The 15716-nt window shown below is 53.1% G+C and carries 17 protein-coding genes; 5 read left to right on the forward strand and 12 right to left on the reverse strand.

What is annotated here, in order from left to right:
- Window positions 1–12: 12 nt before the first annotated feature.
- Window positions 13–549 carry a fimbrial protein gene (locus ACW9E7_RS05265; RefSeq protein WP_252092664.1) on the reverse strand — a complete coding sequence of 179 codons (537 nt, stop codon included), beginning with the start codon at window positions 547–549 and terminating at the stop codon, window positions 13–15.
- Between the two features lie 266 nt (window positions 550–815).
- Between ACW9E7_RS05265 and ybiB the strand changes: the two genes are divergently transcribed.
- Window positions 816–1778 carry a DNA-binding protein YbiB gene (gene ybiB, locus ACW9E7_RS05270; RefSeq protein ID WP_458727356.1) on the forward strand — a complete coding sequence of 321 codons (963 nt, stop codon included), beginning with the start codon at window positions 816–818 and terminating at the stop codon, window positions 1776–1778.
- Between the two features lie 116 nt (window positions 1779–1894).
- Here ybiB and ybiJ read toward each other — a convergent pair whose 3' ends face one another.
- From ybiJ to mcbA, 3 genes are all read right to left on the reverse strand, one after another.
- Window positions 1895–2155 (reverse strand): DUF1471 family protein YbiJ, encoded by a 261-nt coding sequence (gene ybiJ, locus ACW9E7_RS05275; protein WP_013097471.1) that lies wholly within the window; start codon window positions 2153–2155, stop codon window positions 1895–1897.
- A gap of 285 nt (window positions 2156–2440) precedes the next feature.
- A complete protein-coding gene (locus ACW9E7_RS05280) occupies window positions 2441–2707 on the reverse strand; it encodes a DksA/TraR family C4-type zinc finger protein (RefSeq protein WP_115874557.1) in 267 nt (88 codons plus the stop codon).
- Between the two features lie 122 nt (window positions 2708–2829).
- Window positions 2830–3096 carry a DUF1471 family periplasmic protein McbA gene (mcbA, locus tag ACW9E7_RS05285; RefSeq protein ID WP_111963837.1) on the reverse strand — a complete coding sequence of 89 codons (267 nt, stop codon included), beginning with the start codon at window positions 3094–3096 and terminating at the stop codon, window positions 2830–2832.
- A 243-nt stretch (window positions 3097–3339) separates the two neighbouring features.
- On the opposite strand from mcbA, the gene rlmF reads away from it, so the two are divergent.
- Window positions 3340–4251: a 23S rRNA (adenine(1618)-N(6))-methyltransferase RlmF gene (rlmF, locus tag ACW9E7_RS05290; RefSeq protein ID WP_164850618.1), complete on the forward strand. Its 912-nt coding sequence runs from the start codon at window positions 3340–3342 to the stop codon at window positions 4249–4251.
- Window positions 4252–4299: 48 nt separating this feature from the next.
- Here rlmF and ybiO read toward each other — a convergent pair whose 3' ends face one another.
- The 6 genes from ybiO to rhtA all read right to left on the reverse strand — a co-directional run bounded on the left by ybiO (window position 4300) and on the right by rhtA (window position 10898).
- Window positions 4300–6513, reverse strand: a complete 2214-nt coding sequence (ybiO, locus tag ACW9E7_RS05295) for a mechanosensitive channel protein (protein ID WP_458727357.1) — start codon at window positions 6511–6513, stop codon at window positions 4300–4302.
- Window positions 6514–6638: 125 nt separating this feature from the next.
- On the reverse strand, window positions 6639–7361 hold the full coding sequence (gene glnQ, locus ACW9E7_RS05300; RefSeq protein WP_028012446.1) for a glutamine ABC transporter ATP-binding protein GlnQ: 723 nt from the start codon (window positions 7359–7361) through the stop codon (window positions 6639–6641).
- Window positions 7358–8017 (reverse strand): glutamine ABC transporter permease GlnP, encoded by a 660-nt coding sequence (gene glnP, locus ACW9E7_RS05305; RefSeq protein WP_014169254.1) that lies wholly within the window; start codon window positions 8015–8017, stop codon window positions 7358–7360. The genes glnQ and glnP overlap by 4 nt, the downstream gene beginning before the upstream one ends.
- Before the next feature lie 84 nt (window positions 8018–8101).
- Entirely contained in the window at window positions 8102–8845 is a 744-nt protein-coding gene (gene glnH / locus ACW9E7_RS05310) for a glutamine ABC transporter substrate-binding protein GlnH (protein ID WP_133294043.1), read from the reverse strand.
- A gap of 362 nt (window positions 8846–9207) precedes the next feature.
- Window positions 9208–9711 carry a DNA starvation/stationary phase protection protein Dps gene (gene dps / locus ACW9E7_RS05315; protein WP_063408106.1) on the reverse strand — a complete coding sequence of 168 codons (504 nt, stop codon included), beginning with the start codon at window positions 9709–9711 and terminating at the stop codon, window positions 9208–9210.
- Window positions 9712–10010: 299 nt separating this feature from the next.
- Window positions 10011–10898 carry a threonine/homoserine exporter RhtA gene (gene rhtA / locus ACW9E7_RS05320; RefSeq protein ID WP_023334998.1) on the reverse strand — a complete coding sequence of 296 codons (888 nt, stop codon included), beginning with the start codon at window positions 10896–10898 and terminating at the stop codon, window positions 10011–10013.
- Window positions 10899–11252: 354 nt separating this feature from the next.
- Between rhtA and ompX the strand changes: the two genes are divergently transcribed.
- Window positions 11253–11771 carry an outer membrane protein OmpX gene (ompX, locus tag ACW9E7_RS05325; RefSeq protein WP_023310884.1) on the forward strand — a complete coding sequence of 173 codons (519 nt, stop codon included), beginning with the start codon at window positions 11253–11255 and terminating at the stop codon, window positions 11769–11771.
- Between the two features lie 95 nt (window positions 11772–11866).
- Here the strand turns inward: ompX and ACW9E7_RS05330 are convergent, their stop codons facing one another.
- Together ACW9E7_RS05330 and mntS are read right to left on the reverse strand one after the other, a co-directional pair.
- Window positions 11867–13450, reverse strand: coding sequence for a phosphoethanolamine transferase (locus tag ACW9E7_RS05330; RefSeq protein ID WP_115874560.1), 1584 nt, complete (start codon window positions 13448–13450; stop codon window positions 11867–11869).
- 283 nt (window positions 13451–13733) lie between these two features.
- On the reverse strand, window positions 13734–13862 hold the full coding sequence (mntS, locus tag ACW9E7_RS05335; RefSeq protein WP_111963843.1) for a manganase accumulation protein MntS: 129 nt from the start codon (window positions 13860–13862) through the stop codon (window positions 13734–13736).
- A gap of 183 nt (window positions 13863–14045) precedes the next feature.
- Here mntS and mntR point away from each other — a divergent pair, with 183 nt between their 5' ends.
- Both mntR and ACW9E7_RS05345 read left to right on the forward strand, forming a co-directional pair.
- Complete coding sequence (gene mntR, locus ACW9E7_RS05340; protein ID WP_023310887.1) at window positions 14046–14519, forward strand: manganese-binding transcriptional regulator MntR; 474 nt, start codon at window positions 14046–14048, stop codon at window positions 14517–14519.
- The gene (locus tag ACW9E7_RS05345) at window positions 14516–15625 is read left to right on the forward strand and encodes an anion transporter (protein ID WP_458727358.1); all 1110 of its coding nucleotides are present in this window, start codon (window positions 14516–14518) and stop codon (window positions 15623–15625) included. Before mntR ends, ACW9E7_RS05345 begins: the two co-directional genes overlap by 4 nt.
- Window positions 15626–15716: the final 91 nt, after the last annotated feature.

Consider the following 15716-nt stretch of genomic DNA (forward strand, 5'->3'; position numbering starts at 1 on the left):
TCATTGATCGTATCAGTTATAAATAACTGTAAAAGTAGAGGCTGAGTTAGCCTGGCCGGCAGTGATCGATGCCTGAGTCTGAATATAACGCGCGCCAAACTCCAGATTATTTACCGTCGTTCCAGCAGCTAAAGGGTACTGCTTGGAAGGCGTATATAAACTGACAGGCTGTTCGGAAGAATCAACCAGCTGAATCGCCACGCCAGCTGCAGTCGTCGCACCCGGGGTCAAGGACAGCGTGGTGTTATTGTCCGCATCTGGCGTACCACCGAAATTAATGGCTGCAGACGTGACCGTTTCCGGGCAGTCTTTTAACTGAATATCAAATTTCGTTAAGGTGCTGGTAGAGCCTACACCAGTAAATGTTGTTTTGGATACTTTGCCCAGCGCAACATTCAGCGGACTGCTTAAGCCGTTAACGACCTGACAGGCGGAATCGATAATTTCACCTGTGAAGTTAATTTGCCCTTCACCGGTGGATGCTGCGAACGAAGATGCAGAGCATCCCAGCGCGGCAGTAATGAATAAACCTAAAGTGACTTTTTTCATATTTAAACCTGTATATTTCTCCTTTCGACTTCTGCATCACGCATTATTCGAAGTTATGTCTCAACTACTCACCGCTGGTTATTTAATCAGAAAACTCGGACCGGGAAAGGTCCCGCGCGGCTTCCAAATAATTCAATTAATTCTTGCAAAATAAATTTCCTCAACAAAACAATTAATTATAAAATTCAGCAGGGCGGCCAAAAAAACTAACGGCGGAGTCATTATCAGGGCTATATTGTTGATAACCTGCTGTAAGGAGAAATGTCGTGGATTATCGCAAAATTATCAAAGAGGTAGGGCGCGGGAAAAATCATGCCCGCGATCTGGACCATGAAACCGCGCGTGCGCTTTATACCCGCATGCTGGAGGGCGACGTCCCCGACCTGGAGATGGGGGGCATTCTGATCGCGCTGCGTATCAAAGGCGAAGGTGAAGCGGAGATGCGCGGGTTCTATGAAGCCATGCAGGCGCAAACGCTGCGCTTAACGCCGCCGGTGGCAAAACCGATGCCGATCGTGATCCCGAGCTACAACGGTGCGCGCAAGCAGGCAAACTTAACCCCGCTGCTCGCTATCCTGTTACACAAGCTGGGGTTCCCGGTGGTGGTGCACGGCGTTAGCGAAGATCCCACCCGCGTGCTGACGGAGACCATTTTCGGGATGCTGGGCATCGAGCCAACGCGTCATGCCGGTCAGGCGCAGGCGAAGCTGGATGGCCATCAGCCTGTTTATATCCCGGTCGGCACGCTCTGCCCGCCGCTGGAAAAGCAGCTCGATATGCGCTGGCGCATGGGCGTGCGCAACAGCGCGCACACGCTGGCGAAACTGGCCACGCCGTTTGGCGAAGATGTCGCCCTGCGTCTCTCCAGCGTTTCGCATCCGGAATACGTGGCGCGCGTGGGGCAGTTCTTTGAGGCAATTGGCGCAAGGGCGTTACTGATGCACGGCACGGAAGGCGAGGTTTATGCGAACCCGCAGCGCTGTCCACAGGTGATGCTGATCGATTCTGCCGGAACGCGCGCCGTTCTGGAACGCGGGGAAGAGAATAGCGGTGTGATATTGCCTGAGGCAAAAGATCCCCATACTACAGCCCACTGGATTGAGCAGTGTCTTGCCGGAAATGTTCCTGTTCCGCATTCAATCAAGCTGCAGATGGCCTGCTGTTTGCTGGCAACCGGCGAAGTGGAATCTGTCCAGGCCGGGCTTGAACGTGTGGCGCAGGCGTTTTAGACAAAAAAAAGCCCGTCCAGTGGCGGACGGGCAAGCAAGGGTAACAACAACAGGGTCAATGAGGGTGGAGCAGCTCACCAGAGGGTATGGCGAGGGGACAGCATTCATTCAGTCGATTACTTGTAGATAACCGCGGTACCGCTCAGCTTGTTATTACCGTTAGCGGAAGTAATGGTGTATCCACTTGCACCAGCAGCAGCGGCTTTTTCAGCCAGTTTGGCTTCCAGGCCGTCCAGCGTGGTGGCGCCATCAGCACTGACCACACCGACTTTATTCATGTTCTGTGCCTGAGCAGAAGAGACAGGCTCGACAGCAAAAGCGCCGAAAGACAGAGCGGACAGGGCAACAGCAGCTACAGCATATTTGATGGTTTTCATAATTAATCTCTCGCAGGTGTTTCTGTTAAGGGGACGATGTTCCGTCGATGTGATAAGTATCACGGTTTTTCTCGAGAGATAAAATCGAAGAGAATTGACGTGGTTGCTCAAAAAAATTGAATGACAAATAACTTATTGAATATTAATAAATTCAAAGCACCGCTTTACACTTCTTGTGGATACGCTTTACAGACGCGAAATGAAGGGCACATTTTGCTACGCGGTTCGCTAAAAATCGTGAGCGTAAAGCTAAGGGCCGGCGCGGTTAACTTAGGTAAAGGAAAGTCAACGTAGCTGGCTGTCTTTTGAACCTCTGCGATTATATCCCGAGTGCGATGAGTTTTTCGAATCTTTATGCTGCTGGCAGGTAATGCAAAGCCTTACTCCGGGAATGGCTTTTCGGCGCGCTTCCGGAATGGGGTCTCCGCATTCTTCACATTCAGTTAGGCTTTCGCCGCGCGGAATTTCACCGCGGGCACGCGCAACCGCATCTTCAATAGTACTGTTGATCTGTTCGTTAACAGCGTCGTCATTTGCCCAGCCGGAAGCCATAGCGCCCTCCTGAAATCGGTTTAAGCTATACGTTCACTATGACGTTAAAAAATGAACAATCAAGGTGAAGGGAGAAGAGAACTGCACCCGTTGGGCAGATGCAGTCTTGTGGAAGAGAAAGATTATTTATAGATGGTCGCGGTGCCGTACATATGGTTGTCACCGCCAGCGGAGTTCACCACGAATCCTTTTGCACCCTCCTGGCGGGCTTTTTCAGCAAGTTTAGCCTGTAGATCGTCAAGGTTACTGGCGCGGCTAACCGAAACGGTGCCCGCAGGACGAAGCTGGCTGGTGTCGGTACTCTGGGTCAGCGACTGAACGGCCATGGCAGAAAATGACGCGGTCGTCAGGGCGGCTGCGATAACAGCAAGGGTCAGGTACTTTTTCATAATCACATCCTCATGAGGAAACAACAGGTGATTCCCCTTAAGTTTAGAAGCCTGACGAGTGTGACTTAGCGCAAATATTTGATGATGATCTGCTTATTTTTTGAACGATATAAGTTGACAATTCGCTGACGGATCATAGACATAAAGGTGCTTGATTTATGGCGAGTTTCTAAGCGCTGCAGAGAAAGATTTACCGTTGAGCCAGCACAGGGTATCTTACGCCGCTGTTTAAAGGAGAATGCCATGACTGCCCAAAAGCCGGGATTACACCCGCGAAATCGCCACCGCAGCCGCTACGACATGAACGCGTTATGCCTGAGCTGCCCGCCGCTGCAGGACTACCTTGTTCAGACCCCAGCGGGTGAGCCCTCGGTCAACTTTGCTGACCCGCAGGCGGTGAAAATGCTGAACAAAGCCCTGCTGGCGCATTTTTACGGTGTGGCTCAATGGGATATTCCGGAAGGCTTTCTCTGTCCACCCGTACCGGGCCGGGCTGATTACATTCACCACCTTGCTGACCTTCTTGCCGAAGGTAATGAGGGTGTTGTTCCACAGCAGGCCACCATTCTGGATATTGGCACCGGGGCAAACCTGATTTACCCGCTGATTGGCGCGCATGAATACCAGTGGCGCTTTACCGGAAGCGAAATCGGTGACGAGGCCTTTGCCAGCGCCCAGGCGATTATCAACGCTAACCCGGGATTAAGCCGCGCCATTCGCCTGCGTCGACAGAAAGATACGGCTTCGATCTTCAACGGCATTATTCACAAAAACGAAAGCTATGACGCCACGATGTGCAATCCACCTTTCCATGATTCGGCGGCATCGGCCCGTGCGGGCAGCGAGCGCAAGCGCCGCAACCTGGGTCAGGCTGAGGATGCCGCGCTGAATTTCGGTGGTCAGCAGCAGGAGCTCTGGTGTGAAGGGGGCGAAGTGGCGTTTATCCTGCGCATGATTGCGGAAAGCAAACAGTTTGGGCGTCAGGTGAAGTGGTTCACGACCCTGGTATCCCGCGGAGATAACCTGCCGCCACTTTACCGCGCCCTGACCGAGGCGGGCGCCGTAAAAGTGGTGAAAAAAGAGATGGCGCAGGGCCAGAAGCAAAGCCGCTTTATCGCCTGGTCGTTTATGGACAATAACAAACGTCGCAAATAGCACTCCGTCGCAGGCCGGGTAAGGCGAAGCCGCCACCCGGCAACCAGGCTACAGCGTCGGCTCCTGCGGAGGGAGTGGCGATGCGGGCGGCGGCAGTACCTGATACGTCTGCACGGGCATCCGCACGTTCGCCAGATCGAAGTGTTTTTTCACCATGCTGTCGAGGGCAAAGCGCACCGTCCACTGCTTCAGCGGCTGGGTGGTGAACGACACGCGCAGGGTAAACGCCGTGTTCGTCAGCCCGACAATGCCGGCAAATGACGGCTCGCCAATCACCAGTCCGCGAATATCCTCCATCTGCATCAGCTCTTCTACCGCATCGCGCAGCGCCTGTTTCGCTTTATCGGCATCCTCATGACGATCCACATCGTAGTTCGCCACCACGGAACCAATGCCGCGCACAAAGTTGGCGAAGGTGGTTATCGAGGACCAGGGAATGATGTGGTACGCCCCGGTGTCCTGGCGCACGCCAACTGAACGGATGGACATCCTCTCAACGGTGCCGGTTAACGGCCCGATGGTTACCAGATCGCCCGTGTTCATCCCGTTCTCAAACTGGATAAAGATGCCGGTAATAATATCCTTCACCAGCGTTTGCGACCCGAAGGAGATCGCCAGGCCCAGGGCACCGGCACCGGCCAGCAGCGGGGCGATATTCACCCCGATTTCCGACAGCACAATCATGATGGTGATGGTACTGATAATGACCGCCAGCGCGTTACGGAACAACGTTAACAGCGTTCTTGCCCGCGCGCTGGGCAGAGGCCTGCCGTGAATATCCGATACCAGACGGTTCTCGATGAGGCTCGCCAGCAGCGTCCAGCCGACGGCAGAGAAGAACAAAATCAACGCGATGCGAATCAGGATGTCGACCGTTTTCTCACCCGCACCGTTGTGCAGCCAGTTCCAGAAATCAAACAGGCTCCAGGCATTCAGGAGCAGCATGATCGCCACGCAGACGGTGAGGATGCGCGCCACCTTCAGCGATACCGACATCCAGCCGTTTACCCGTTTTTGCAGTTCCGGGTAATTACGCTGTACCTGCGGCGACAGGGTGATGGTTTTCGAGATCCATCGCGAGAGCAGCCCCGACACAAACGCCGCGATCCCGATAATGGCCAGGCTTTTGAACGTCGCCCCCATCATAAATTTCAGGCTATTGCCTGGGTCGAACAGCGAGAAGAAGCACAATACGATGAAGTAGGCGCTTGCCAGCCAGTGCCACACCAGGGCGAAAGCGCGGATAAAGAGGCTAAAGAACGAAAGGGAGCGATCGGCCAGATTCAGCAGGCTTTGGGTAATGGTTTTTTTGTTGTGGAAGATAAGATACAGCGACCAGACGGTAATGCAGATCATGATAATGACGTTTGCCAGCGCGCCAAACTGGACGTTCACCTGGTTGGAAATGATTGGCACGGCAACCAGCAGACCGTAGCCAATCAACCCGCTGAGCACGCTCAGACGCAGCGCCCAGTACCTGGCGCTCGCATCGCGAATTGAGAAGGGACGTAGCTCCGGTACGTGCGGACAAAAGAGTAACCGCAGCAGCGCCTTGAAGAACTCGATCAGGGCAAAGGCATTCAGGAAAAGCGACTGCTGAAAGGCGATGGTTTTATTGCCCGCGTTCAGCCTGTCGGCGAGCATCTGGCCTAAAAACAGCGTCAAGGCCAGCAGCAGTAAATCGATGATAAACGCTGAGGCTATCATCAACGGCAGGTGCAGCCAGCTGCTTTTATGCTGATTCTTCCTTCGTCCCCATTGTCCCATTTTGCGGTACAGCGGCCACGCGCACAGGCGCACCAGCCAGTAAAAAAGAAATACCGCACCGGCCAGCATCAGGAACTGCGTGGCCGCGGCGGTAAACGTGTGTGGGTTAAACGGCTTATGCGGCGATCCAATCAGGTTGCGGTAGAGCTGAGCAAAGCGCGAGGAGAGGGCTTCCCCATAGTGGCGGCTTACGTCGGTGACATTTTCCAGCACCGTTTTTTGCTCCTCCACCTGGAGTGGGGTGATAGCAGGCACCGGCTCCTGCGGTGGCGTGGCGGCCACTTTCCTCAGCTGGCTGATGAGTTCCTGCCGGGAAGTGTCGTTCTCAAGGACGTCGGCAAGGGCGCTGTAGGCGGCTTTTTTCTGTTCGACATCCGGTTCCGGCGGGGGAGTATTTTGCTGGCTGGCGGTTGTTCCGGTGGTCACGCCGGGGATCGCGACGGCGAACGATGGCGCACTAAACAGGCTAATCAACAGCAACAGGATCCACGGCACGGCGTCCTCCGGTGAAAATGTCGAACAAAATGATAAGTATAGAAGTCGGGACGCGGGGGGGGATTTTTGGGAACAATCTGGCGTAAAAAAGCCGGGCATGCCCGGCTTACGTGTAAAGCGATAGGTCAGGATACGTGCTGCAGGAACTCCTGCAAACGCTGACTCGGCGGGTTCGCAATCAATTCCTGCGGGTTACCGTCTTCCGCGATACGGCCTTTATCAATAAAGATCAGGCGGGACGCCACTTTCTCAGCGAAGCCGATTTCGTGGGTCACGATAACCATCGTCATCCCTTCTTCCGCCAGATCCTGCATGACTTTCAGCACCTCGTGGCGCAGCTCCGGGTCGAGTGCGGACGTAGGCTCATCAAACAGCATCATTTTCGGTTTGACCGCCAGGGCGCGGGCAATCGCCACGCGCTGCTGTTGACCACCGGACAGCTCGGAAGGGTAGTGGTGCGCGCGTTCAGCCAGGCCGACTTTCGCCAGCAGATCTTTTGCCAGCGCTTCCGCCGCCGCTTTGTTGGCACCTCGCACGCGCAGTGGGCCAAACATCACGTTCTCCAGCGCCGTCAGGTGCGGGAACAGGTAGAACTGCTGGAACACCATGCCCGCTTCCTGACGAATCAAGCGCTCGTCGACTTTCGGGTCGTTCACTTTCAGGCCGTCGACGATCAGATCGCCGCTGGTGATCTCTTCCAGCTTGTTGATGCAGCGCAGCAGGGTGGATTTACCGGAGCCGGATGGCCCAATAATCACCACCACTTCACCCTGTTTAATGTTCAGATCGATATTGTGCAGCACCTGGGTTGGGCCAAAGTGCTTGGAAACGTTTTTAAATTCAATCACAGGATTTTCATCCTTCTTTCAAGACGACGCAGAACGAAGCTCAGAACCAGAGTAATGATCAGGTAGACAACGGCTACCGCACTCCAGATTTCCAGCGCGCGGAAGTTGCCAGCAATGATCTCCTGACCCTGACGGGTCAGCTCGGCCACGCCGATAACAATGAACAGCGACGTATCTTTAATGCTGATGATCCACTGGTTGCCGAGCGGTGGCAGCATGCGACGCAGCGCCAGCGGCAGAATAACGTGGCGGATCGTTTCGCGACGAGAAAGACCTAACGCCAGACCGGCTTCACTGAAACCTTTATGAATCGACAGCACCGCACCGCGGGTGATTTCCGCAATATAGGCACCTGAGTTGATCATAATGGTGACAACGGCTGCGCTGAACGGGTCGATGCGCAGGTCGGTGAATGCCATTGGCAGGGCGAAGTAGATGAACATGACCTGCACAACAATAGGTGTGCCGCGGATCACTTCGATGAAAACCAGTGCGATGTGGTTTGCGATCCAGCCGCCGTAGGTGCGAGCGAAACCGGCGACAAGACCGATAATCAACCCACCAACCAGACCCAGGACCGAAATCCAGAGGGTCATTTTAGCGCCTTCAAGCAAGATAGGAATGGCAGGCCAGATGGCGCTCCAGTCAAACTGCATGATAATTTCCTGTTACTGTTACCGTGTTTCAAAAATAGCAGGGGCGAAAGGTCGCCCCCGAGTGAACGTCATTTTTACGTCTTATTATTTAGGCTCGGTACCGAACCATTTTTTGTAGATTTCGTTATAGGTGCCGTTCTCTTTCAGCGTTTTCAACGCGCCGTTAACTTTCGAGCGCAGGTCGTCGCTGCCTTTCGGGAACGCGATACCGTACTGCTGTGCTTCCAGAGACTCGCCAACGGCTTTGAACTTACCGTTACCGGCTGTTTTGATGAAATACAGGATGTTAGGCGTGTCGTGCAGAACAGCGTCAGCACGGTTGGTGCCGAGTTCCATGTACGCGTTGTCGATGTTCGGGAACTGGCGCAGGTCTTTGGTTTTGATATTTGCTTTCGCGTAATCAACAGAACCGGTGCCGCTCTTCACCGCAACCACTTTGCCGTCGAGATCTTTCACGCTTTTTACGTCGTTATTATCGGCTTTGACCATGACCAGCAGGCCGCTTTTGTAGTAGCCGTCAGAGAAGTCGATCGCTTTTTTACGTTCATCGGTAATGGTGATACCTGCCAGCGCCAGATCAACGTTCTTGGTTTGCAGTGCCGGGATAATGCCGCTGAAGTCCATAGGCTTCAGGGTGTAATCCAGTTTGAGTTCTTTTGCGATAGCGGCCCACAGATCCACATCAAAACCAACGTATTTATCACCCTGTTTGAATTCAAACGGAACGAACGCCGTGTCGGTCGCCACAACCAGTTTGTCGGCAGCCTGAGAGGACACTGCAAAAGCCAGGGTAAGTGCAGCCAGTGAAACTTTTAATACAGACTTCATAGCATTTCCTTTTATATCCACGGGGCGATCCCCTGCGAGAACAGCTGGCACAATGAAAAAATCGTGCCAACTTTACAAGCTATTGTTTTGCAAAGGGGATGATGTCATGCATTGCACAATTAATGGGGCAATGAGGTTTTATTGCACCAAAGTGGAGCACTGTTTTGGTGCGCTTCGTTTGGCTCAACTGACGGGGAGATATTTAGCGTAAATTCTGACGAAAAAACAATCTTCCGTTAACGGTTGTGTGAGGTGATTATTACAATTTTTTCACTTTTGCACTGTCTCAGGCAAAAAACGTGCACCATAGATGTGCAAAACCCTCACCGGAAGGCGAGGGTTGGATAGAAATTTCGTATGAATTATTCGATGTTAGATTCGATGAACCACAGGAATTGATCCAGGTCGCGGGACGCGGCGGTAAAGATATCTGCAGTATCTTCATCTTTAGCTTCGCCAATCGCTTTGCGCACATCGTTTGCCACAATCGCGTAGCGGTCCGCCAGCTCTTTAAGGTGATCCTGAACGGTATGGATATCGAGCGGATAACTCTTCAGAGGCGTTTTGCTGTTGATCACCTGTGTGGTTCCCAGCGCCACGCCGCCAAGCTGAACGGCACGCTCAGCCATCGTATCGAGGTGGGTAACCAGTGCTGTGCGGAAGCCATCCAGCATTTCATGAACGGCAATAAAGTTTGCACCGCGCATATTCCAGTGGGCCTGTTTGGTGATCAGCGAAAGATCGATGAACTGGATCACCTGGCGATTCAGCAACTCAATGGTCGCTTTTTTGTCGCTGTCCGGTACATCGTTACGGGTATAAAGCAGATTAGACGCTTTCGTTTTCACCAGTTTAGCGGTACTCATAATCTCATATCCTCTTGATGTTTATGTCCCAGGTAATTACGGAACTAAGTATAGCACCGGATTTTTTCTCTGCGGTTTGGCTGTGCCTATCGGTTTAATAGCGAGAAGTGGGTTGAGAATTTAATTTATTGAAATTAGTGACTAATTTTTAAATTTATACAGATCAATCTTAATTGCTGGATGGGGACGCAAACGTAGAGGGATATTTCGAAAATAGAGCAAAGTGTGTAAGAAATTATAACGTCTGTCTTTCTGGCCTTTATTCTGCATGGCGTGGAAGCCATGCAGAATATATGGCCTTAGCTGATATCCACCTTTTCAACTTTAGGTTCCGGGCGCATAGTGAGCGTAGAGCCCATTGAAGCCGCGATAATCGAGCAGAGCGCCAGCGTCTGGGTCAACGTGAGGGTTTCGCCGAGAAACACCATGCCGGAAATGGCGGCAAGGGCAGGCTCCATGCTCATCAGGGTGCCAAATATGCGTGTCGGCAGACGCGTAAGGGCAATCATCTCCAGAGAATAGGGAAGTGCGGTAGAGAGAATCGCGACTGCCAGTCCGATGGGCATGACGGACCATTGCCAGATAGATTCCGTCGCCTGCGCCATGCCGATGGGCACAAATACGATGGCCGCAATCAGAGAACCCAACGCCACCGTTGCCGGACCGTGCTCTTCGCCTGCACGCTGCCCCGTGAGAATATAGACAGCCCAGCAGGCGCCTGCACCCAGCGCCAGCGCGGCGCCCGTCAGATCAATCTCAGCGACACTCTGGCCCAGGGGAAGCAGGAACCATAAGCCCAGAACGGCTAGCACGACCCAGATAAAATCGACCGGACGTCGCGAGGAGAAAAGCGCCACCGCCAGCGGACCGGTAAACTCCAGCGCGACGGCGATCCCCAGTGGTATCGTCTGAATAGAGAGGTAGAACAGATAGTTCATTGCTCCCAGGGAGAGTCCATAAAACAGCAGGGGTAAACGCTGCTCCTTTTTGAAACGCAAACGCCAGGGTTTGAAAATGACCACCAGTATCGCCGTTCCCAGCACAATGCGCAGGGCGGTCACCCCTGGCGCACCGACCAGAGGAAAAAGTGATTTTGCAAGCGAAGCACCGCTTTGAATGGACAACATGGCAATGAGTATCACTGCGACCGGCAACCAGACCGACGATGTGCGGGATAACCCAGGCATCCTTTCTCCTGTCAGCTTATGTCAAATGAGGTAAAGGTTGCAGTGTAAAGGAAATATGCGGCAACGGTTGAGGCGCTGTTGAAAAAAAACCACGTGAAATCCGTAAAATGGTTAAGCGCTGGTGGATTTATCGCCTGTCAGATTAGGAATAATCTGGATGAATGTAACGGCGCAGACGCGCACTATGCGCATTTAGTAGTGAAAATTTCATGTGATTTGAAAGAGATAGCTTAGGCTGGAAACGTTCTGTTACAGGAAAGGTTTCATTAGACATCACGAATCACAAAGAGTTTCGCAAATTTTTTTGATATATTTAAAACTTACGGACTTACTTGAAGCACATTTGAGGTGGTTATGAAAAAAATTGCATGTCTTTCAGCACTGGCCGCTGTACTGGCTGTTTCCGCAGGTACCGCTGTAGCTGCTACTTCTACTGTTACTGGTGGTTACGCTCAGAGCGACTATCAGGGCGTGATGAACAAAGCTAACGGCTTCAACCTGAAGTATCGCTACGAGCAGGATAACAACCCACTGGGCGTGATCGGTTCTTTCACCTACACCGAGAAAGATCGTTCTGAAAACGGCGCATACAACAAAGGCCAGTACTACGGTATTACCGCTGGTCCAGCTTACCGTCTGAATGACTGGGCGAGCATCTACGGTGTTGTAGGTGTTGGCTACGGTAAATTCCAGCAGACTGAAAACCAGAGCGAAAGCCGCACTGCAAGCAACAGCGACTACGGTTTCTCCTATGGCGCAGGCCTGCAGTTCAACCCAATCCAGGACGTTGCTCTGGACTTCTCCTATGAGCAGAGCCGTATCCGCAACGTTGACGTTGGCACCTGGATCGCGGGCGTAGGCTACCGCTTCTAATCACTTCGGTGATTAAATAAAAAATCCGCCCACTGTGGCGGATTTTTTTTGGCTTTTTTCCTCTCCCCGTGGGCCAGGGTGAGAGCATCGAACCGCTACTTACTCTTAATATCAAAAATATCCGTACCCAGATGGTTGTAGTCAACTTTCTGTAACTTGAAGTTGGTAACGTACACTGGGGGAGCTTTCTTGTTAGAGACAAACGGGTAAGCCGTTTTTATCTGTTCGGCTGTAATCCCCGTCCACTGCGAGAAGAACTGCAGGAAATCATTTGCCGAACGGCGCGCTTTAATAACGCGATGCGTTTTATCATCACTCGACAGCACCATAAACGGCACCTGGAAGTTCTGCTGGAACTTGTCATCGTGCGCCAGATACTGCACCTCTTTACCACGCTCTTTAAACGCCAGCCCGTGATCCGAGAAATAGACCATAGAGAAGCTGTCGCCCGTATTGCGTAGCTGATCGTACAGCTTGCTCAGCAGATCGTCGGTTTGCGTCATGGTGTAGAGGTAGCACGAGGTCTCTTTGGACTGCACGAACTCCGCGTACTTCCCGCCCGTCCGATCGCAGGCCTGCGGATGCGACCCCATCAGGTGCAGGACGATCAGCTGAGGCTGCGTGCGCGGGGTGGCGAAGACCTGTGCCGTCATTTTCAGCAGCGCTTCGTCTTTGGTGTTTTTGTCGGCTTCAAAATCGCCGTTTTTCAGGAACTGCACTTCGTCAGCCCGTTTGGCGATGCTGGCGATGGCCGTATCGTATTCGCCAATTTGCCCCTGATTGGAGAACCACCAGGTCTGATAACCTGCGCGGTTTGCCAGAGTGACAAAATTATCCTGATACTGCGGTTTACCATCTACCACTCGGTTAAGGGTCAGACCGAGCGATTTCTGCGTTGAGCCGCTGGCCGCGACATAATCGGTAAACAGAGTGCCTTTGACCGAACTCGCAAACGGGGTGTTGTCCCAGTGGCCGCCAAACGCCCCCATTGCATCGCGACGCGCGCTTTCGCCAATCACCACCACATAGGTGTGATATTTCGGCTTAACGGCCAGCACGTTCCAGGTGTCTTTCATATTGGAAAGCTCAGCCATGCGCGCCTGTTCGTCGAGAACCTCTTTATTATTTACAACAACGTCTTTAACGAAGCGGAAAACCGGATAGCCGATATTGATGAGCCTTAACTTACCGTCCCAGGGAATATTCTGGATGGGGGCGACAAACGCCACGGCAATGCTGAACACCAGACAGAGTATTTCGATCTTACCCCAGGATTTTTTCTCGCCCGACTGACGGCGGATGGCAATAACGCCCAACGCGAAGATAAAAAGCCCGACCACATAGCTGTACCACGGGAAGATCGTCAGGATCTCCGTCGACTCTTCCATATTGGTCGAGTGCAGCGCCAGCAGGGTATTAAAGTTTGGCGAGCCGTAAGCCTGACCGAACGGGAAATAGAGTGCAGCAACCAGCGAACAGATCCCGATTACTGTTTTTTGCACGCGCGGGGCGGCTCGCCACAGCACATGCAGAATGCAGGTGAAGGCTACCGCGTAGAGCAGACTAAAGGGATAACCCAGCGCAAAGTTAATCAGTAATGACTGCAAAAAGTAAAAACCCGTCCACGGGCTTAAGGCCCGGCTGCGGGTAACAACGGTATCTATCAGGGTTACATTCATAGGTCACTATCATGGATGAAAACGCCATGTGCTCACCCTGGCGTCAAGGGTCATAACCTGCCTGACAGTGCGTGGAGAGGGAATGAGGGTCCGCTTCAGCGAGCCGCAAATTGTGCAGGGCTGCAAGAAGATAGTGCGAGCGCTAAAGAATATCAACAGTTGCTAAGCAGATGTTTTGCGAAGGGGATTGCAAATCCGTAAAAAAGATCGGGAATAAGGCGGCTGAAAGCCAGTTTACAGCGAGAATGTGACGGGAAAATGAAGCGGCGTACCGCAACGCCGCTTAGTTGGAAGGTTTATCGTCCTGATGCGGTTTGTTGTTAAACATATCGCACAGCATGTTCAGCAGCATTAAGCGCACTTTAAAGGGGGAGTGGGTAAACACGGTCATGCACCTCTTGAATTCATTCATAAGACCTCCTGAGTTTTGATCCCTTCGATCCATGAAGGGTGACTGCATTACATACAGATATAGCACAGGCTATATTGTATAGCTATGGCTATTTCGTTAATTTTTTGTGCTTGCAGAGCTATGGTTTACAATGTGCGCTCTCGAAACCGGGCGCTGGAAGCGTCACCCCACTGAGGAAGTACAATGAACCGTCGCGCAGGTCATCCGACAATGAGGAAAACGACGCAACTGGTGAATGTTGAAGAACATGTCGAAGGTTTTCGCCAGGTCCGTGAAGCGCACCGGCGTGAACTGATTGATGATTATGTTGAACTCATTTCCGATCTGATTCGTGAGGTTGGTGAAGCGCGCCAGGTCGATATGGCCGCCAGGCTGGGGGTTTCACAGCCAACTGTCGCTAAAATGTTAAAACGCCTGGCCTCCGTGGGCTTAATTGAAATGATCCCCTGGCGCGGTGTTTTTCTGACGCCGGAGGGGGAGAAACTCGCGCAGGAGAGCCGCGAGCGCCATCAGCTTGTCGAGAATTTTTTACTGGTGCTGGGCGTCAGCCCGGAGATTGCCCGCCGGGATGCGGAAGGCATGGAACACCACGTCAGCGAAGAGACGCTGGTGAAGTTTCGCGAATTTACCCTTAAATATGGTCCCTCCGCTGAATGAAAATCCCTGGACTGCAGGCCCTGGCACGCGATCGTTTCTTCCATCTCCTATTACTCATTGGCGCAGGGTTAAGCCTCTTTGTGCCGTTTGCGCCGCAGGCCTGGCCCGCCGCGATTGACTGGCGCACCATCATTACCCTGAGCGGCCTGATGATGCTCACCAAAGGGGTCGAGCTGAGCGGCTACTTTGACGTTCTTGGCCGTAAAATGGTTCGCCGCTTTGCCACCGAACGCAGGCTGTCCCTGTTTATGGTGTTTTCTGCCGCGGTGCTGTCGACGTTTCTGACCAACGATGTGGCGCTGTTTATCATCGTGCCCCTCACGCTTACGCTGCGTAAGCTGTGCGAGATCCCGGTCAGCCGTTTGATCATCTTTGAAGCGCTCGCCGTCAATGCAGGCTCACTTCTGACGCCAATCGGCAATCCGCAAAATATCCTCCTCTGGGGACGTTCCGGGCTGTCGTTCGCTGCCTTTACCTGGCAGATGGCCCCTCTGGCGCTGGTGATGATGCTGTCGCTGCTGGCGGTATGCTGGTTTGCGTTTCCTGATAAAAAACTGCAGTACCACAGCGGTACAACGGGCCCGCAGTGGCAGCCGCGTCTGGTGTGGAGCTGCCTCGGGTTATATATTGTCTTTCTCTTTGTGCTGGAGCTGAAGTATGAGCTGGCGGGCGTCCTGCTCGTTGCCGCAGGCTTTGTCGTCCTCGCGCGACGCGTGCTGGTCAGCGTGGACTGGACGCTGCTGCTGGTCTTTATGGCGATGTTCATCGACGTGCATCTGCTTATTCAGCTCCCGGTACTGCAAACCGTCCTGCACAGCGTCAGCAGTCTGCCGCAGGCAGGGCTGTGGCTGACGGCGATTGGCCTGTCGCAGTTTATCAGCAACGTGCCTTCCACCATTCTGCTGCTCAACTACGTTCCGCCGGACACGCTTCTGGCCTGGGCGGTGAACATCGGCGGGTTTGGGCTGCTGCCCGGCTCGCTGGCAAACCTGATAGCCCTGCGCATGGCCAACGATCGTCGTATCTGGTGGCGTTTCCACATCTGGTCGATTCCGATGCTGGTTTGGGCCGCGGCGATCGGTTTCGGAATATTCCTTCTCATATAGTGCGCAATTTGTCAGTTTTTCCTGGCAAACGTATAGCAACGTCCTAGCTTTAGTGAACGGCATAGTGTGATGCCGCTCACTGACAGGACCG

Source organism: Enterobacter sp. H2G27 (assembly GCF_054403075.1).